Raw genomic sequence first — 19,325 nt, 5'->3', positions numbered from 1 at the left:
ATGCTGTGGCAACAACAACTCAACACGGTCGAGCTCGGGTGGGACTTCTACCTGCCGGTCCTGATCTTCGTCGCGATGTGCGCGCTTGCGATCCCGGTGTGGGCCGCGATTGGCGCGGCTGCAATCGCCATGCTTTATCTGTCGGGCGCGCTTCCGCTCTCCCTTTTGGGTGAATCCCTGTTCGACGGCATCGACGCCTTCGCTCTGACGGCGATCCCGCTTTTCATCCTCACCGGCGACGTGCTTGTGCGCACCGGTCTCAGTCGCAAGTTCCTCGATGTCGCCGAGGCGCTGACCTGCTGGACCAAGGGCGGTTTCGGTTCCGCGACGGTCCTGGTCTGCGGCATGTTCGCGGCGATCTCCGGCTCGGATGCCGCCGGTGCGGCGGCCGTCGGGCGCATGACGATCTCGCGCCTGGTGGAGAGCGGCTATCCGCGCCCCTACGCCTGCGCCCTGGTCGCCGCCGGCGCCTGTACGGGCATCCTGATCCCGCCGTCCATCGCCTATATCATCATCGGCCTCGTGCTCGGGATTTCGGCCTCGACGCTGTTTCTCGCCGCTGTCATTCCCGGTGTCGCGATCCTGCTCTCCATCCTGATCACCAACATCGTGATGAACCGGATCTACTCCTTCGAGGGCGGCGCGCCGATGACCTTCGGTGAGTGGGGCGCGCGTCTGGGGACCACGTTGAAGTCCGGCTGGTATGCATTCCTCGTGCCGGGGATCATCTTTTACGGGATCTTTTCCGGCCGGCTGACGCCGACCGAGGCGGGCGCCACGGCGGTAATCGTGACGATCATTCTCGGCTTCATCCTGAAGACGCTGAAGCTCTCCGACTTTCCCTCGATGCTGATCAGTTCGGCAAAGGTCAACGGCGTCATCCTGCCGATCATCGCCTTCTCGCTGCCGCTGGCGCAGGCGCTTGCCATCATGGGCGTGCCGCAGGGCTTCGTGGCGGCCGCCACCGGCGTCTCGGAAGACCCCACCGTGCTGATCGTCATGATGATCCTGATCCTGGTCGCGGCCGGCTGCGTGATGGAGACAACACCGAACATCGTGATCCTGGCGCCGATCCTGAAGCCGCTCGCCGACAACATCGGCATGAACGAGATCCAGTTCTGCATCATGATGATCACGGCTCTGGGCGTCGGCTTCATCACGCCGCCCCTTGGACTGAACCTCTTCGTCGTTTCGGGCCTCACCGGTGAATCGATCCTCAAGATCGCCGTCTACGCCGTGCCCTTCGTCCTTTGCATGCTGATCGTGGTTTTGCTGATCGCCTTCGTGCCGGCGATCTCCACGACGCTGCTTCCAGCCATTTACCAGTAGGAGCCGTTTCGGATGTCCCGCAAATACCTCAAGAAAGCCGATCTCACGCCGACCAGCGGTGCCTCCGACGTACGTGACACCGTGCAGTCCATCCTCGATGACATCGAGACCCGGGGCGAGGCGGCGGCCCGCGAGTATGCAGCGAAGTTCGACCGCTACGACGGGGCGATCAAGCTTTCGCGCGCGGAGATCGATGCAGCGGTCGCCAAGGTGCCGGAAAAGCTGAAGACGGACATCCGGTTCGCCCATGACAATGTCCGCCGTTTCGCCGAGGCCCAGAAAGCCACGCTGAAGGACATCGAGGTCGAGGTGGTGCCGGGGCTTGTCGCGGGGCAGAAGAGCATCCCGGTGCGTGCCGCCGGCTGTTACATCCCGGGCGGTCGCTACAGCCACATCGCGTCTGCGATCATGACGGTGACGACGGCCAAGGTCGCCGGTTGCGGCAGCATCACCGCCTGCTCGCCGCCGCGCCCCGATATCGGCATCGCGCCCGCGATCATCTATGCCGCCGACCTGTGCGGCGCCGACACCATTCTTGCCATGGGCGGCGTGCAGGGCGTGGCCTCCATGGCCTTCGGTCTGTTCGACCTGCCGAAGGCGGACATTCTTGTCGGTCCCGGAAACCAGTTCGTCGCGGAAGCCAAGCGCATCCTCTTCGGGCGTGTCGGCATCGACATGTTCGCGGGGCCGACCGACAGTCTCATCCTGGCCGACGGAACGGCCGATGCGGAAATCGTTGCGGCCGATCTCGTGGGCCAGGCGGAGCACGGCTACAACTCGCCGGTGTGGCTCGTGACCGACAACGAGCCGCTCGCGCACAAGGTCATGGAGATCGTCCCGCGCCTGATCGCCGATCTTCCGGAGATGAACGGCAAGAACGCGGAAGCCGCCTGGCGCGACTATGCCGAGGTGATCGTCTGCGACGACCGGGAAGAGATGGCGGCAACCTCCGACGACTATGCGCCGGAGCATCTCACGGTGCAGGCGCAGGACCTCGACTGGTGGCTGGAGCGCCTGCAGTGCTACGGATCGCTGTTCCTCGGCGAGGAGACGACGGTTGCCTTCGGCGACAAGGCCTCTGGCACCAACCACGTGCTGCCGACCTCGGGGGCTGCAAATTACACCGGCGGCCTTTCGGTTCACAAATACATGAAGATCGTGACCTGGCAGCGCGCCACCCGCGACGGCGCAAAGCCGGTCGCCGAGGCGACGGCGCGCATTTCGCGGCTTGAGGGAATGGAAGGCCACGCCCGCACCGCGGACATCCGGCTGAAGAAATACTTCCCCGACGAGACCTTCGACCTGACCTCGGGGATGTGAGAGCAGCCATGTCCGTTCCGTCTCCCTCCGCATTGTTCGAGCTGACCGGCAGAACCGCCTGCGTCACCGGAGCGAGTGCCGGACTTGGCCGGCGCGCTGCCGACGTGTTGCTCGCCGCCGGGGCAAAGGTTGTCGGTGTCGCGCGCCGGGCCGACGCTCTCGAGGGCTGGGCGCGTGATGCCGGGGACAGGGCGGCTTATGTTGTCGGCGATCTGTCGCAGCGCGATGCGGTCGCTGGGATCGCGGCGGGCGTGTCCGATGTCTTCGGCGCACCGGACATTCTGGTCAATGCGGCCGGCATCAACACCCGCGAACCGGCGGACGAGATTACCCGGGAGGGCTGGGACGTCACGCTCGACCTCAATCTGGCCGCGCCCTTTTTTCTGGCGCAGGCGTTTGTGCCGGGGATGAGGGAACGGAACTGGGGGCGTATCCTCAACTTTGCCTCGCTGCAAAGCCACCGGGCGTTTCCGGGCGGTCTGGCCTATGGCGCGACCAAGGCCGGGGTCGTGCAGATGACGCGCGCCATGGCGCAGGCCTGGTCTTCCGATGGCATCACGGCGAATGCCATCGGTCCGGGCTTCTTTCGCACCGAACTGACGGCCGCCGTCTTCGCCGATCCGGAGCGCGCCGCGCGCAATGCGGCAGCGACGTGCATCGGCCGCAATGGCGAACCGAGCGACATCGACGGGCCCGTGTTGTTCCTGTGTTCCGATGCAGGCGGATACGTCACCGGCCAGACGCTGATGGTCGACGGGGGGTTCACCGCAAAATGAAGGCACTTGTCTATACCGGCGAGAAGACGCTGGAATTCCGGGACGCCGAGCGACCGGTCCCGGCCGAGGGCGACGCGCTCGTGCGTGTCGAGAGCGTCGGTATCTGCGGCTCCGACATGCATGCCTACCTGGGTCATGACGAGCGCCGCCCCGCGCCCTTGATTCTCGGTCACGAGGCCGCGGGGACCATCGTCTCCGGCCCGGACACCGGACGGCGCGTGACCGTCAATCCGCTGGTGACCTGCATGACGTGCGATGCGTGCCGCTCGGGCCGCGAAAACCTTTGCAGCCATCGGCAGATCATTTCCATGCCGCCGCGCGAAGGCGCGTTCGCGCAATTCCTGACCATCCCCGAGCGCAATCTCGTGACGGTTCCCGATCACGTGTCTTTCGATCACGCGGCGCTTGCGGAACCGATTGCCTGCGGCTGGCACGCGGCGAGGATGGCGGCACGGACGCTGTTCAAGCCGCTTCAAGAGGCCCGCGTTCTGGTGATCGGCGGTGGCGCCATCGGGGTCGGCGCGGCGTTGTCTCTCAGGGCGCAAGGGGCGGGGGATGTCACCGTGGTGGAACCGAATGGCGCGCGCTGTGCCTGTCTCGTCGACCAGGTGAAGCTCGACGCCCGCGACCCGGCAGCCGTCGATGCGGATCGCATGTTCGACCTGATTGTCGATGCGGTGGGCTATTCGGCAACACGCGAGGAGGCGTCCCGGCGTGCGGCGCCGGGCGGCGTGATCGTTCACATCGGGCTGGGGCAGGCCAGCGACGGCCTCGATATCCGCCGCATGACGCTGCAGGAAATCACCTTCATCGGCACCTACACCTACACTGCAAACGACTTCCGCGAGACAGCGGCCGCCATTTTCGACGGTCGCCTGGGCGCGCTCGACTGGGTGCGTCAGCGCCCGCTGGAGGAGGGCGCGGCGGCATTCGCCGATCTTCTCTCCGGCTCGGTCGACGCGCCGAAGATCATCCTGAAACCACATCTGACCTGAAAGGAAAGCCGGATGGCCGAAATTCCTCAATTGCTCGTCCACCAAGCGGAGGACAACGTCGGTGTCGTCGTCGTCGAGGGGCTCAAGGCGGGCACCGACATGCTGTGCTGCGTCACGCATGACAATTCGACGTTTCGCCTGACATCGAAGGCGGATGTGCCCATCGGCCACAAGATTGCGCTGAGCGATCTGAAGTCGGGCGACACCGCGATCAAATACGGTGAGGACATCGGCAAGTTCGTCGCCGACATCGAGAAGGGCGCTCACGTCCACACCCACAATTGCAAGACCAAGCGCTGGTAAGGACGGATCCCATGGCTTCGAAATATTCAAACATCACCATCAACGCCTACCGTCGCGAGAACGGCCGCGTGGGCGTGCGCAACCATGTGGTCATTCTGCCGCTGGACGATATTTCCAACGCGGCCTGCGAGGCGGTTGCCAACAACATCAAGGGCACGCTGGCCATCCCGCATGCCTATGGGCGCCTGCAGTTCGGCGAGGATCTCGATCTGCATTTCCGCACCATCATCGGCACCGGCGCCAACCCCAATGTCGCGGCCTGCGTGGTGATCGGCATCGAGCCGGGCTGGACGCAGAAGGTCGTCGACGGCATCGCCGCCACCGGCAAACCGGTGAAGGGCTTTTCCATCGAGCAGAACGGCGATCTGAAGACGATCATGGACGCTTCGCGCACGGCCAAGGCGTTCGTGCATTTCGCCTCGGAGCTTCAGCGCGAGGAATGCGCGATCTCCGAGCTCTGGGTTTCCACCAAATGCGGCGAGAGCGACACGACGACCGGTCTCGGGTCGTGCCCGACGGTCGGCAACATGTACGACAAGCTCCTGCCCGAAGGCATCTACGGCTGCTTCGGCGAGACCTCGGAAATCACCGGCGCGGAGCACATCTGCCAGAAGCGGGCGATCAACGAGGAAGTCGGCGAGCGCTGGTACAAGATGTGGAAGGCCTATCAGGACGATGTCATCTTCGCCCATCAGACGGACGATCTCTCCGACAGCCAGCCGACCAAGGGCAACATCGAGGGCGGTCTGACGACCATCGAGGAAAAGGCGCTCGGCAATCTGGAAAAGATCGGCCGCACGTCCGAGTTCATCGACATTCTGGAACCGGCCGAGGCGCCGAAGTCCGGCAAGGGCCTCTACTTCATGGACAGTTCCTCGGCGGCGGCCGAATGCGTGACCCTGATGGCGGCGGGCGGCTACGTCGTGCACACCTTCCCGACGGGGCAGGGCAATGTGATCGGCAATCCGATCGTGCCGGTCATCAAGATCACGGCGAACCCGCGCACGGTGCGCACGATGAGCGAGCACGTCGACGTCGATGTGTCCGGGATCCTGCGCCGCGAGATGACCATCGACGAGGCGGGCGACGAGCTGATCGAGATGATCCGTCGCACCTCCAATGGGCGCGCAACAGCCGCTGAGGCACTCGGCCATCGGGAATTTTCGATGACAAAGCTCTACCGCAGCGCCTAAACCTCTGTATCGACATACAACGCTGCCCGGACCCATTGTCCGGGCAGCCGCACAGGTGCATTGTGGTTTCAGCTTCGCTTGCAAAAATAAAATCCGGATGGGGCCCCTTGTTCCCGGGTCTCCTGCTCGCCGCCACGGTCGCGACGGCCGCGAAGTTCCTTGGCGAGCATTACGGCGCGCCGGTCATGCTGTTCGCGCTGTTAATCGGCATGGCCTTCAATTTCCTGGAGAGTGACGAGCGCTTTGCCAAGGGCATCGAGTTTGCCTCCAAGGTGTTGCTTCGCGGCGGCATCGTGTTGCTCGGCATGCGCATCACGGGGGCGGATATCGCTTCGCTCGGCCTGTCCACCTTCCTGACAATCATCGGTCTGATGGCGCTCACCATCGGCTGCGGCTTCGTCTGCGGCCGGATCTTCGGCAAGGGCTGGCGCTTTTCGCTGCTGACCGGTGGGTCGGTTGCGATCTGCGGCGCCTCGGCGGCGCTCGCCATCGCCTCGATCATCCCGCACAACGACAAGACGGAACGCAACACGCTGTTCACCGTCGTGTCCGTGACCACGGTCTCGACCATCGCGATGATCATCTATCCGATCCTGTTCTCGCTGCTCGGATTGACGGACGGGCAAAGCGGGTTCCTGGTCGGCGCGACGATCCACGATGTCGCGCAGGCTGTTGGTGCCGGCTATTCCATTTCCGCCGAGGCGGGCGATGTCTCGACAATCATCAAGCTCTTGCGGGTGGCCATGCTTCCCGTGGTGCTGATCATCGTTGTCCTGGCGCTTGCCCGCTCCGGTGCCAGCGGTAGCGGAAAGGTCCGCCTGCCGCTCTTCGTCGTCGGCTTTGCGGCGTTGACCACGCTGAACAGCTTCGTCGCCATCCCCGAGGTCGTCACGTCGATCAGCGTGAATGCCTCGTCCTGGATGCTGGTGATCGCGATCTCCGCGCTTGGCGTGCGCACCAACATGAAGGACATGCTTCAACTCGGTTGGCAGCACGTCGCCGTGATCCTCGTGGAAACCCTGTTCCTGCTGACCATGGCGCTGATCGCGGTGGAGATCGGCCTCGTCGGCACCGTTGCCTTCTGAATACGGACGGCTGCCGCCAGACCGCAATTCGCAAAGATCCGGGCCGGAATTCGGTGAGGCCCTCCACCCGGACCACGCGCGTGACATGTCGCCGCAGAATGCGTCGCGGCCATCAATTGGTATTTGAAATGCCGATTTAAAGGGGTACAGATCGGGCCACCTCTTGATTGTGGAGTTGGCGATGCGACTGACAGCCTTTACGGATTTCGGATTGCGCGCGCTCATGCGCATGGCCGGTGAGCCGGGGCGGGCCTTGTCCACGGCAGAGCTCGCCGGCGAATTCGGGATTTCGCGCAATCATCTTGCAAAGGCTGTTGCCGCGCTTTCCGCCGCCGGCTTCGTCGAAACACGGCGGGGCGGGGGCGGCGGTGCGGTTCTTGCCCGCAGTGCCGCGCAAATGCGGCTCGGCGACATCGTCGCCGTGCTCGAGCAGCGCAGCGCTCTGGTCGAATGTTTCCAGGCCGATGGCGGGGCCTGTGTTGTTGCGCCCGCGTGCCGGCTGAAAGGGATCCTCGCCGGCGGTCGCCAGCGGTTCATCGAAGAGTTGAACCTCTACACCCTCGCGGACTGCCCCCTTCCGGCACCGCGGGAGGCTGTTCGATGACCTCCACGGCCGCACAGATGCGCGCCTGGCGGGGAAGCGCGCTCCTGAGTTACGGATTTCGCCCGTTTTTCCTGGGCGCGGCGGTTTGGGCCGCACTCGCCATGGGCCTCTGGCTGGCAATGCTGACCGGTCGCACCGTCCTGCCGACCGCCTTCGATCCGGTGTCATGGCATGCACATGCGTTTCTCTACGGGTATCTGGGAGCAGTCATCGCCGGTTTCATGCTCACGGCCGTGCCGAACTGGACCGGACGTTTGCCGATCGTCGGCTGGCGGCTCGCCATCCTCGCGCTGATCTGGCTTGCGGGGCGCGCGGCCGTTGCCTTTTCCGCCGGGCTTCCGCCACTTCTTGTCGCCGTCGTCGACCTGGCTTTCCCGGTCGTCTTCGCATTGGCAGTCGGGCGGGAAATTGTCGCGGGAAAGAACTGGCGCAATCTGATCGTGCTCGCCATGTTGACCGTCTTCATCGTCGGAAATGCCGTGTTCCATTGGGAGGCCGCACGCGGGGACTATGCCGCCGGCGGGGCCGGATTGCGGATCGGCCTTGGCGCCGCGCTGATGATGATCGCGGTGATCGGCGGGCGCATCGTTCCTTCATTCACGCGCAACTGGCTGGCGAAACGCAAGTCAGGACGCTTGCCGGTTCCGCCCATGCAGCGCTTCGACAAGCTGGCGCTCGGGGTGCTGCTTGTGTCGTTGCTCCTGTGGATCGCGACGCCGCTCAGCCCTTGGGCCGGAGCAGCCCTGGTCGTGGCCGGCGTGTTGCATCTTGGCCGTCTCGCGCGATGGGCCGGCGAGCGGACGTTCGCCGAACCTTTGGTGACGGTGCTGCACGTGGGCTATGCTTTCTTGCCCTTTGGCGCGCTGCTGCTGGGTTGGGCGATCCTGGTCGGGAATGAGCCGGGACGGACAGCCGCGCAACATCTGTGGATGGGCGGTGCGATCGGGCTGATGACACTGGCGGTGATGACGCGGGCAACCCTCGGCCATACCGGGCGCTCCTTGCACGCCGGAGCGGCAACGCTTGCGATCTATGCAGCTCTTGTAACGTCGGTGCTTGCACGCGTCGCGACGGTGCCCTGGCCCGGAGAGGCAATGCTTCTCTACGCGGTGTCCGCCGGCCTGTGGTTCGCGGCCTTCGCCGGTTTTGCAGCCGCCTATGGTCCCTCTCTGTTCCGGCGTCCGCCGGGCAAGGCCGGGTGAGGGACGCGCATGACCGGATGGGGCGAATTCGCGCTCGCCTTCGCGGCGTTTCTGCTCACGCATTCCGTGCCGATCCGACCGCCAATGCGGCCCGTCCTGGTTGCCTGGTTCGGCCCGCGCGGCTTCACGTTCGTTTACTCGGTGCTCTCATTGGGAGTTCTCGCATGGCTCATCGGCGCAGCCGGTCGTGCGCCTCATGTCGCCCTGTGGTTTTGGGCGCCCTGGCAGAACCGGCTGACGCTGGTGTTGATGCTGGGCGCTTGCCTGATCCTGGCTCTGTCCATCGGGCGTCCCAACCCCTTTTCCTTCGGTGGCGCCGGTGACGGGCGCTTCGATCCGGCCCGTCCCGGTATCGTGCGGCTTGTGCGCCATCCGCTGCTGCTGGCGCTTGCCCTTTGGGCTGGCGCGCATCTCGTCCCGAACGGCGATCTGGCGCATGTGCTCCTGTTCGGCGTTTTCGCGACCTTCGCCCTGATGGGCGGACGGCTGGTCGACCGGCGCAAGCAGCGGGAAATGGGCACGCGGTGGATCGAATTGCGCAAGGCCGTCGCGGCGCAGCCGGTGATGTCCAAACCGGCGTCCTGGCGGGAGCTGTGCCTGCGCATCGGCGCCGGGGTTGCGCTTTATGCGGCGCTTCTCCAGGCGCATCCGTGGCTTTTCGGCGTGAACCCGCTGTCCTAGGGTTGGCTGCCGACAATTGCCCGCTTGCGGTCAAGTCGAATGGTCGTCGATCAGCGGGCTGGGTTTTGCGAATGTCTCCAGATCGCTCTGCTCCTTGATGGTGATCCGGGTGCCGTTCACGCTGACGCCATAGGGCTGAAGCCCCTTGAACGCGCGGCTCAGATTCTCGGGCGTCATGCCGAGAAAGGACGCCAGTCTGCGCTTCTCGAAAGGCAGATCGAACCCGGCCCCTCCGTCCGCGCGTTTTTGCTGGCGCAGGATGAAGTTCGCCAGGCGCTCCAACGAGGTTCTGAGTTTCAGGTCTTTCTGCGTCTTGATGACAGACCGGTAGCATTGCGCCAGTTCGGTCACGATCGCCCGCGCGAAATCACTGTCGGCATTGAAGGCGGCGCGGACATCCTGGCTCGGGATCAGGGCGATACGGCTCTTCTCGAGCGTTCGCGCCGACATGAGATTGGGCGCATCCCTTATCGTCGCGGCGAGGATGAATGTGGAGATCGGGCGGACGGTCGCCATGCTGGTCTCGCGCCCGTTCCAGCTACAGAAAAGATCCACCGAACCGGTCAGCACGACATGCAGGAAATCGCTGGGGTCGCCCTCGGTGATCATTTCGATCTGGGGCGGAAAGGCCTGCACATAGGCCCCGCGCATGAGCGACATGAAGTTCTCATGGGCCATGTCGGAAAACAAATGGAGCTCCCGGATGTCCGGATAATCCGACTCGGGCATCTCTTTGCGCACGTGTACCCACCTCATTGCCAGTGTTCGATTGCTTGACAATTATCAAGCAATGAATTGATCCGCATTTCAACCTGCCTTGATCGCCAATCGTCCGTGACGTGACATTTTTCTATAAGTCATTTATTTATAACGACTTTTCGGGAAGAATTGATCTGGATCAACCTTTCGGGGCCGTTTGTCCCGCAGTTCTCTCTCCATGCCTGTCGCGGGTCAATGCGCGGGTACACAGGTTTGGAGAGACAGCTCATGCACACACTCGACGGCGTGTCGCGTTCGGATCAGTACCGGGCCCTGGGACTCAGCACCTTCGCCTTCACGGTCTGCTTTGCGGTCTGGACGATCTTTTCGATCATCGGCGTCCAGATCAAGCAGGACTTGGGGCTGAATGACACCCAGTTCGGTCTGCTGGTCGCAACCCCGATTCTCACCGGCTCCGTGAGCCGGATTTTCCTGGGGGTCTGGACCGAGCAGTTCGGGGGCCGGATCATGTTCCCGTTGCAGATGCTGGTGACGGCGGTCGCGGTCTGGCTGCTGACCAGCGTGCAGACCTATGAGATCTTCCTTCTCGCAGCCCTCGGGCTCGGGCTGGCCGGCGGGTCCTTCATCGTTGGCGTGGCCTATACCTCGCGCTGGTTCGACAAGGAGCACCAGGGCACCGCGCTCGGCATCTTCGGGGCCGGCAATGTGGGTGCTGCCGTGACGAATTTCGCAGCGCCGTTTCTGGTGGTCGCCCTTGGCTGGGAAGGGACCGCGCGGGTTTACGCCATCGTTCTCGCGGTTGTCGCGGTTCTCTTCTACCTGCTGGCCAAGACGGACCCGGTCCAGCAAGAGCGCCGACGCACGGGCGCCGGTCCGGTGTCTGCCGGATCGATGCTCGAGCCGCTGAAGGACATCCAGGTCTGGCGCTTCGCCACCTATTACTTCTTCGTCTTCGGCGCCTTCGTCGCGCTCGCCAGTTTCCTGCCGCGTTACTATGTCGGTGCCTACGGGATGGCGTTGACCTCCGCGGGTGTCCTTGCGGGCCTCTACTCGCTTCCCGGCTCGGTCTTTCGCGCGCTTGGCGGATGGATGTCCGACAAATGGGGCGCGCGCTTCGTGATGTATCTGACGTTCATCGGCTCGCTCGCGATCCTCTTCATCATGAGCTACCCGCAGACGAGCTACGTCGTGCAGGGCATCACCGGGCCGATCGAGTTCAGTTTCGGACTGTCGGTTGGGGTGTTCGTCGCGATGACGGTCATCCTCGGCTTCCTGATGAGCCTCGGCAAGGCGGCCGTCTACAAGCACATCCCGGTCTACTACCCGCACCACGTCGGCTCGGTCGGCGGTCTGGTGGGCATGATCGGTGGTCTCGGCGGCTTCTTTCTGCCGATCACCTTCGGCGTGCTGCTCGATCTGACCGGGGTCTGGACCGCTCCCTTCATGCTGCTCTTCGTCATCGTCGCGATCTCGACCGTGTGGATGCATGTCGCCATCCGGCGCATGGAGCGCGCCCGCCATCCGGCTCTGGCCGGTGAGACGTTCCTCTCCGACGTGCCGCAAGAACCGCATCCCGCCCCGGCCTCGCTGCCGTCCCGTTCAGCCACCCGGCCGGCGGTCTGAGTTGATAGGTCGGCGGCCGGCGAGAACAGGTTCGGCCGCCCTCGCAATCCGCGTCTGAAAGGACCGTTTTCATGCTGACTAAAAACACGAGCCTCGGCCGGCAGGGGGCGACCCTGACCGAATGGCAACCCGAGAGTGAGGCCTTCTGGAAGGACAGGGGCTATGCCATCGCGGCCCGCAATCTCTGGATTTCGATCCCCAACCTGCTGCTGGCATTCTCGGTATGGATGGTGTGGTCGGTCGTGGTCGCCAAGCTCCCGGCAATCGGCTTCGACTATTCGACCGGGCAGTTGTTCTGGCTGGCCGCGCTTCCGGGTCTTTCGGGAGCGACGCTCAGGATCTTCTACAGCTTCATGATCCCGATCTTCGGCGGCCGGAAATGGACCGCGATCTCGACGGCGACGTTGCTGCTGCCGGCGCTCGGCATCGGTTTTGCCGTACAGGACCCGGACACGCCCTATTCGGTGTTTCTCCTGCTTGCGCTGATGTGCGGCTTCGGTGGCGGCAACTTCGCCTCGTCGATGGCCAACATCGCCTATTTCTACCCGAAAAAGACCAAGGGCAACGCCCTGGCGCTGAATGCCGGTCTCGGCAACCTCGGCGTCTCGGTGATGCAGTTCGTCGTGCCGATGGTGATCACCGCCGGGGTTTTCGGCGCGCTCGGCGGCGCACCCGTCACGCTCGAGGACGGCAGCCAACTCTGGATCCAGAACGCCGGCTTCATCTGGGTGCCGTTCATCGTGCTCAGCGCCGTCGCCGCCTGGTTCGGCATGAACGACATCGCCGACGCCAAGGCCTCCTTCCGTGACCAGGCGGTGATCTTCAAGCGCTTCCACAACTGGGTGATGTGCATCCTCTACACCGGCACCTTCGGCAGCTTCATCGGCTATGCCGCAGGCTTTCCGCTGCTGATGAAGACGCAGTTTCCGGATGTGAACGTGCTGCAATACGCCTTCCTCGGGCCGCTGGTCGGGGCACTGAGCCGTGCTGCCACGGGATGGGTCTCCGACCGCTTCGGCGGCGGGCGCGTCACCTTCTGGACGTTCCTCGGCATGATCGTGGCGGTCTGGGGCGTGCTGCAGTTTCTGCCGTCCGCGGCAAGCCCTGCCGGTAACTTCTGGGGCTTCTTCGCCTGCTTCATGGCGCTGTTCTTCCTGACCGGGGTCGGCAATGCCTCCACCTTCCAGATGATCCCGACGATCATGCGCCGGGAGGTGCCGCGGCTGATGCCGGAGCTGGACGAGGCGGCGACGCTGAAACAGTCCGAACGCGAAAGCGCTGCGATCATCGCCTTCACCTCGGCCATCGCCGCCTATGGCGCCTTCTTCATTCCCAAGGCCTACGGCACGTCGATTTCCATGACGGGTGCTCCCAACGGCGCGCTCTGGGGCTTCCTGGCCTTTTACGTGGTCTGCATCGCGATCACCTGGATTTTCTACAGCCGCAAGAACGCACCGGTGCCGTGCTGACCCATCCACGCACCCGGTCGCGCGGCCCGCGCGCGACGGGGAGCCACAGGAGATGACGACATGAGCCACTTGCTCGACAGACTGAACTTCCTGACGCCCAAGACGCTTGAAACCTTCTCGAACGGTCACGGCGAGGTCACCCGCGAAAACCGCGACTGGGAGGACACCTACCGGAACCGCTGGCGGCACGACAAGATCGTGCGCTCGACCCATGGCGTGAACTGCACGGGGTCCTGTTCGTGGAAGATCTACGTGAAGTCCGGCATCGTGACCTGGGAAACCCAGCAGACGGATTATCCGCGCACGCGGCCGGACCTGCCGAACCACGAACCGCGCGGCTGCGCCCGTGGCGCGTCCTATTCCTGGTACCTCTACAGCGCGAACCGGGTGAAGAACCCTCTGGTGCGTGGCCGGCTGATGAAGGTCTGGCGTGAACTGCGCGAAAGACTGAGCCCGATCGAAGCCTGGACCAGGCTCCAGAGCGATCCGGTGTTGCGCGCCTCCTATGTCGAAACCCGCGGGAAGGGCGGGTTCGTCCGCGCGACATGGGACGAGGCGACGGAAATCGTCGCCGCCGCCAATGCCTATACCGCCAAGACCTACGGACCGGACCGGGTCTTCGGGTTTTCGCCGATCCCCGCCATGTCGATGGTCAGCTATGCGGCCGGGTCGCGGTACCTGAGCCTGCTCGGCGGCGTCTGCATGAGCTTTTATGACTGGTACTGCGACCTGCCGCCGGCAAGTCCGATGACCTGGGGCGAGCAGACGGACGTTCCCGAAAGCGCCGACTGGTACAACGCCGGCTACCTGTTGCTCTGGGGATCGAATGTGCCCCAGACGCGCACGCCGGACGCGCATTTCTATACCGAGGTTCGCTACAAGGGCACCAAATCCGCGGTCATCTGTCCCGATTACTCCGAGGCCGCGAAGTTCGGCGACGTCTGGCTGAATGCCAAGCAGGGCACGGATGCAGCTCTTGCCATGGCCTTCGGCCACGTGATCCTGCGCGAGTTCCATCTCGACCGGCAGACGGAGTATTTCGAGGACTATTGCCGCAGGTATTCCGACTTCCCGATGCTGGTCCGGCTCGACGAGACGGACGGCAGGGTGGTCCCCGGCCGCTTCCTGCGCGCCGACGACCTCGACGGCAAGCTCGGCGAAGCCAACAATCCGGAATGGAAGACCGTCGCTTACGACGAGGTGTCGCGCGGCTTCGTCGCACCGAACGGGTCCATCGGATACCGCTGGGGCGAAGATGGCGAGTGGAATCTCGAGGAACGCGCCGGCAAGGCCGACACGAAGCTGAAGATGAGCCTCGTGCTTGAGGAAGATCACGACGACGTTGTCGGGGTGGACTTTCCCTATTTCGGCGGCGAGGCCATCGGCCAGTTCCAGACCGACGCCACCCATCCCAATGTTCTCACGCGGAACATCCCGGTCAAACGCGTTCGCACGCCGGACGGCGAGATCCTGGTTGCGACCGTGTTCGACCTGTTTTGCGCCAACTACGGCCTGGATCGCGGGCTCGGCGGCGACTGGGTGACGAGCGATTTTGCCGACGAGATGCCCGGTACACCCGCCTGGGCGCAAAAGATCACGGGCGTTTCCGCCGACAAGATCATCCATGTCGCGCGTGAGTTCGCCAGAAACGCGGAAAAGACCAACGGCAAATCGATGATCATCATCGGTGCTGCGATGAACCACTGGTTCCACATGGACATGAACTATCGTGGCGTCATCAACATGCTGGTGATGTGCGGTTGCGTGGGTCAGTCCGGTGGGGGCTGGGCGCATTACGTCGGACAGGAGAAGCTTCGTCCGCAGACGGGTTGGCAGCCGCTCGCCTTCGCGCTCGACTGGAACCGTCCGCCACGGCACATGAACTCGACCAGCGCCTGGTACGCGCATTCCGACCAGTGGCGCTACGAAACGCTGGCCGCGTCCGAGATCCTCTCGCCGACCGCGCCGGCGGGCGATTGGGATGCAAGCCTGATCGACTACAACATTCGCGCCGAGCGGATGGGCTGGCTGCCGTCCGCTCCGCAGCTCAAGACCAATCCGCTGGAGGTCGCCAAGGCCGCCAAGGCGGCGGGCAAGGACATTCCCGCCTATGTCGCCGAGCAGCTCAAGTCCGGCGATCTGGAGATGTCGTGCCAGGATCCGGACGACCCGGCCAACTGGCCGCGCAACCTGTTCGTCTGGCGCTCCAACCTCCTGGGATCCTCCGGCAAGGGGCACGAGTATTTCCTCAAGCACCTGCTCGGCACCGATCACGGCGTGATGGGCAAGGATCTGGGCGAGGAGGGACGTCAGCTCCCAAGGGAAGCGAAATGGCACGAGGAAGGACCGCGCGGAAAGCTCGACCTTCTGGTGACCATCGATTTCCGCATGTCCACCACCTGCGTCTATTCCGACATCGTCCTGCCCACGGCCAGCTGGTACGAGAAGGACGACATGAACACCTCGGACATGCACCCGTTCATCCATCCGCTGCAGGCGGCGGTGGATCCGGCCTACGAGAGCAAGTCCGACTGGGAGATCTTCAAGTCCATCGCCCGCAAGGTGCAGGACGTCGCGCCGGAAATCCTCGGCAAGGAAACCGACATCGTCGCGCTTCCGATCCTGCACGACACGCCCGCCGAGATCGCGCAGGACCAGGTCAAGGACTGGAAGAAGGGTGAATGCGACCTGATCCCGGGCAAGACGGCGCCGAATTTCATTGCCGTCGAACGCGACTACACGGCGATCTACGACCGTTTCGTCGCGCTCGGTCCGCTCATGGACACGCTCGGAAACGGCGGCAAGGGCATCAGCTGGAACACCCAGAGCGAGATCGACAATCTCTCCGCCCTGAACGGGGTGCACACGAAAGGGACGGCCGCCGGCCGGCCGAAGATCGAAACGGCCATCGACGCCTGCGAGGTGATCCTCATGCTGGCGCCGGAAACCAACGGCGAGGTTGCGGTCAAGGCATGGCAGGCGCTGGAAAAGGCGACCGGACGCGGGCACACGCATCTGGCGGATGGCGAACATCACAACAAGATCCGCTTCAACGACATCGCAGCCCAGCCGCGAAAGATCATCTCGTCGCCGACCTGGTCGGGCATCGAAAGCGAGAAGGTCAGCTACAACGCCGGCTACACCAACGTGCACGAGCTCATTCCCTGGCGCACGCTGACGGGGCGTCAGCAGCTTTACCAGGACCATCTGTGGATGCGCGCGTTCGGGGAGGGCTTCATGTCCTACCGCCCGCCTGTCGACCTGAAGACGGTCGGCGCGGAGATCAACGCCGAAGCGCGCGACGGCGTTCCGCATGTGGTGCTGAACTTCATCACGCCGCATCAGAAGTGGGGGATCCACTCCACATACACCGACAACCTGTTGATGCTCACGCTTAACCGCGGCGGTCCGGTGATCTGGATTTCCGAGAACGACGCGAAGATCGCGGGGATCGTCGATAACGACTGGGTGGAACTCTACAACGTCAACGGGGCGCTGACCGCCCGGGCCGTCGTGTCCCAGCGGATCAAGGACGGCACCACGTTCATGTATCACGCCCAGGAAAAGATCGTGAACACGCCCGGGTCCGAGAAGACCGGCAAGCGCGGCGGGATCCACAATTCCGTCACGCGCACCGTGCTCAAGCCGACGCACATGATCGGCGGCTACGCCCAGCAGTCCTACGGGTTCAACTACTACGGGACCGTCGGATCGAACCGGGATGAATTCGTCATCGTCCGCAAGATGCAGAAAGTCGACTGGCTCGACGGCGAAGCGACCGCGAAGGAGGCCGCAGAATGAGAATCCGTGCGCAAATCGGTATGGTGCTGAACCTCGACAAATGCATCGGCTGCCACACCTGCTCCGTCACCTGCAAGAACGTCTGGACCAGCCGCGACGGCGTCGAATACGCCTGGTTCAACAACGTGGAAACCAAGCCCGGCACCGGCTATCCGACCGACTGGGAAAACCAGGCACGCTGGAAGGGCGGTTGGGAGCGGACGAAATCCGGCAAGCTCCAGCCCAAGCAGGGCGCCAAGTGGCGGATTCTGGCGAACATCTTCGCCAATCCGAACATGCCGGAGATCGACGACTACTACGAGCCCTTCGACTTCGATTACGACCACCTGAAATCGGCTCCGGAGATGGAGGCGTTTCCGACCGCGCGGCCCCGTTCGAAGATCACCGGCGAGCGGATCGAAAAGATCGAGAAGGGGCCGAACTGGGAGGAAATCCTGGGCGGCGAGTTCTCCAAGCGCTCGCAGGACTACAACTTCGAGGGCATCCAGAAGGAGATCTACGGGGAGTACGAGAACACCTTTATGATGTATCTCCCCCGTCTGTGCGAGCACTGCCTCAATCCGACCTGCGTTTCGTCATGTCCCTCGGGTGCGATCTACAAGCGCGAGGAAGACGGGATCGTCCTGATCGATCAGGAGAAATGCCGCGGTTGGCGCATGTGCGTCTCCGGCTGTCCCTACAAGAAGGTCTATTACAACTGGTCCACCGGCAAATCGGAGAAGTGCACGCTGTGCTATCCGCGCATCGAGAGCGGAAATCCCACGGTTTGTTCTGAAACTTGCGTCGGGCGGATCCGCTATCTCGGCGTGATGCTCTATGACGCCGACAAGATCGAGGAAGCGGCAAACGCGCCGGAGACGACGGATCTCTACGATGCCCAGCTCGGCGTCTTTCTCGACCCGAACGATCCGGCGATCATCGAGGCCGCGCGCGCCGACGGCATTCCCGAGGACTGGATCAAGGCCGCGCAGGAAAGCCCGGTCTGGAAGATGGCAATGGAGTGGAAGGTCGCCTTTCCGCTGCATCCCGAATACCGGACGCTGCCGATGGTCTGGTACGTGCCCCCGCTCAGTCCCATCCAGAATGCCGCGGAAGCGGGATCCATCGGCATGGACGGCGACATGCCGGACGTCCGCAATCTTCGCATCCCCTTGCGCTATCTCGCCAACATGCTGACGGCAGGCGACGAGGCACCGGTGGCAACCGCTCTGGAACGCATGCTTGCGATGCGCTCCTACATGCGCGCCAAGACGGTGGACGGCGTCAACGACGAGGCCGTTGCCGCACGGGTCGGCCTGACCGGCGCCATGATCGAGGACATGTACAAGATCATGGCCCTGGCCGATTACGAAGATCGTTTTGTGATCCCGACCACGCACCGCGAACAGGTCGAGGACGCCTACGACCTCAAGGGCGGATGCGGCTTCACCGACGGCAACGGTTGTTCCTCGGGCACGTCCGGCGGGTCACTGTTCGGCGGCTCCAAGAAACCCCTGAAAATGCCCAAGGAGGTGATGTGATGGATCGCACCCTGAAAGCGATATCGCTGATCCTCAGCTATCCAACACGGGCCCTGCAGCACGACATGCCGGAGGTCGGTGCCATTCTGGCGGCGGATTCACGTCTGACGGCAGCCGCCCGTCGCGCCCTGCGCCCGCTGGTGGAGGAGATAGGCAGAGGCGACATTTACGACCTCGAGGAGCGCTACGTGACGCTCTTCGATCGCTCGCGCACCCTGTCGCTCAACCTTTTCGAGCATGTGCACGGCGAGAGCCGCGACCGGGGCGGGGCAATGGTCAGCCTGCTGGAGACCTACAGGGACGGGGGCTTTGAACCGGCCACCTGTGAGCTTCCGGATCATCTGCCCGTCCTTTTGGAATTCCTGGCGACGCAGCCGTTCGCGGACACGCAAACCATCCTGGCCGATGCGGCTCACATCCTGGAGGCCCTGAATGCCCGTCTCTCGCGGCGCGAAAGCGCCTATGCCGCGGTTTTCGCTGCGCTGCTTCAACTGAGCGGCAACCGGGCGGATCGGGCCACGGTGGCCGAACTGTTGGAACAACCCGAAGTCGATCCCGACGATCTGGAAGCGCTGGACGAGGTCTGGGAGGAAAGCGAAGTGCGTTTCGGCCCCGACCCGAACGCCGGATGTCCGCAGGTGCGCGACATGCTTTCGCGCATGGATGCGCCGGTCGCAGACGCGTCGCGGCACGCAGGCGAATAG

General features: G+C 63.8%; 14 protein-coding genes and 1 pseudogene. 14 read left to right on the top strand and 1 reads right to left on the bottom strand.

All coding sequences use genetic code 11. The annotated features are described in order from the left end of the window. The 10 genes from G572_RS0117370 (at position 1) to G572_RS0117325 (ending at position 9,488) form a co-directional block, all read left to right on the top strand. Complete coding sequence (locus tag G572_RS0117370) at positions 1–1,329, top strand: TRAP transporter large permease (RefSeq protein ID WP_029059561.1); 1,329 nt, start codon at positions 1–3, stop codon at positions 1,327–1,329. Between the two features lie 12 nt (positions 1,330–1,341). Continuing rightward, entirely contained in the window at positions 1,342–2,649 is a 1,308-nt protein-coding gene (gene hisD / locus G572_RS0117365; protein WP_029059560.1) for a histidinol dehydrogenase, read from the top strand. An 8-nt stretch (positions 2,650–2,657) separates the two neighbouring features. After that, positions 2,658–3,425, top strand: coding sequence for an SDR family NAD(P)-dependent oxidoreductase (locus tag G572_RS0117360; RefSeq protein WP_029059559.1), 768 nt, complete (start codon positions 2,658–2,660; stop codon positions 3,423–3,425). Beyond that, complete coding sequence (locus G572_RS0117355; protein ID WP_029059558.1) at positions 3,422–4,420, top strand: zinc-dependent alcohol dehydrogenase; 999 nt, start codon at positions 3,422–3,424, stop codon at positions 4,418–4,420. The genes G572_RS0117360 and G572_RS0117355 overlap by 4 nt, the downstream gene beginning before the upstream one ends. Before the next feature lie 12 nt (positions 4,421–4,432). Then, positions 4,433–4,723 carry a UxaA family hydrolase gene (locus G572_RS0117350; protein ID WP_029059557.1) on the top strand — a complete coding sequence of 97 codons (291 nt, stop codon included), beginning with the start codon at positions 4,433–4,435 and terminating at the stop codon, positions 4,721–4,723. An 11-nt stretch (positions 4,724–4,734) separates the two neighbouring features. Continuing rightward, positions 4,735–5,916, top strand: coding sequence for a UxaA family hydrolase (locus tag G572_RS0117345; RefSeq protein ID WP_029059556.1), 1,182 nt, complete (start codon positions 4,735–4,737; stop codon positions 5,914–5,916). Positions 5,917–6,023: 107 nt separating this feature from the next. Further along, positions 6,024–7,001, top strand: a complete 978-nt coding sequence (locus G572_RS0117340; protein ID WP_245566252.1) for a YeiH family protein — start codon at positions 6,024–6,026, stop codon at positions 6,999–7,001. Between the two features lie 181 nt (positions 7,002–7,182). Further along, complete coding sequence (locus tag G572_RS0117335; protein ID WP_029059554.1) at positions 7,183–7,605, top strand: Rrf2 family transcriptional regulator; 423 nt, start codon at positions 7,183–7,185, stop codon at positions 7,603–7,605. Next, a complete protein-coding gene (locus tag G572_RS0117330; RefSeq protein WP_029059553.1) occupies positions 7,602–8,807 on the top strand; it encodes an NnrS family protein in 1,206 nt (401 codons plus the stop codon). Before G572_RS0117335 ends, G572_RS0117330 begins: the two co-directional genes overlap by 4 nt. A gap of 9 nt (positions 8,808–8,816) precedes the next feature. After that, a complete protein-coding gene (locus tag G572_RS0117325; protein ID WP_029059552.1) occupies positions 8,817–9,488 on the top strand; it encodes an NnrU family protein in 672 nt (223 codons plus the stop codon). A gap of 30 nt (positions 9,489–9,518) precedes the next feature. Here the strand turns inward: G572_RS0117325 and G572_RS0117320 are convergent, their stop codons facing one another. Then, a complete protein-coding gene (locus tag G572_RS0117320; RefSeq protein WP_245566251.1) occupies positions 9,519–10,229 on the bottom strand; it encodes a helix-turn-helix domain-containing protein in 711 nt (236 codons plus the stop codon). A 246-nt stretch (positions 10,230–10,475) separates the two neighbouring features. On the opposite strand from G572_RS0117320, the pseudogene G572_RS26845 reads away from it, so the two are divergent. The 4 genes and pseudogenes from G572_RS26845 to narJ all read left to right on the top strand — a co-directional run bounded on the left by G572_RS26845 (position 10,476) and on the right by narJ (position 19,325). Beyond that, positions 10,476–13,300, top strand: a pseudogene (locus tag G572_RS26845) (nitrate/nitrite transporter). A gap of 60 nt (positions 13,301–13,360) precedes the next feature. Next, the gene (locus G572_RS0117305; protein ID WP_029059549.1) at positions 13,361–17,101 is read left to right on the top strand and encodes a nitrate reductase subunit alpha; all 3,741 of its coding nucleotides are present in this window, start codon (positions 13,361–13,363) and stop codon (positions 17,099–17,101) included. Continuing rightward, positions 17,098–18,621, top strand: coding sequence for a nitrate reductase subunit beta (gene narH / locus G572_RS0117300; RefSeq protein WP_029059548.1), 1,524 nt, complete (start codon positions 17,098–17,100; stop codon positions 18,619–18,621). The genes G572_RS0117305 and narH overlap by 4 nt, the downstream gene beginning before the upstream one ends. After that, on the top strand, positions 18,621–19,325 hold the full coding sequence (gene narJ / locus G572_RS0117295; RefSeq protein ID WP_029059547.1) for a nitrate reductase molybdenum cofactor assembly chaperone: 705 nt from the start codon (positions 18,621–18,623) through the stop codon (positions 19,323–19,325). Before narH ends, narJ begins: the two co-directional genes overlap by 1 nt.

It is taken from the genome of Stappia stellulata DSM 5886 (genome assembly GCF_000423705.1).
Lineage (GTDB): Bacteria > Pseudomonadota > Alphaproteobacteria > Rhizobiales > Stappiaceae > Stappia > Stappia stellulata.
The sequence above is the reverse complement of the archived record's forward strand: the minus strand, read 5'-3'. Positions and strand labels throughout refer to the sequence as shown.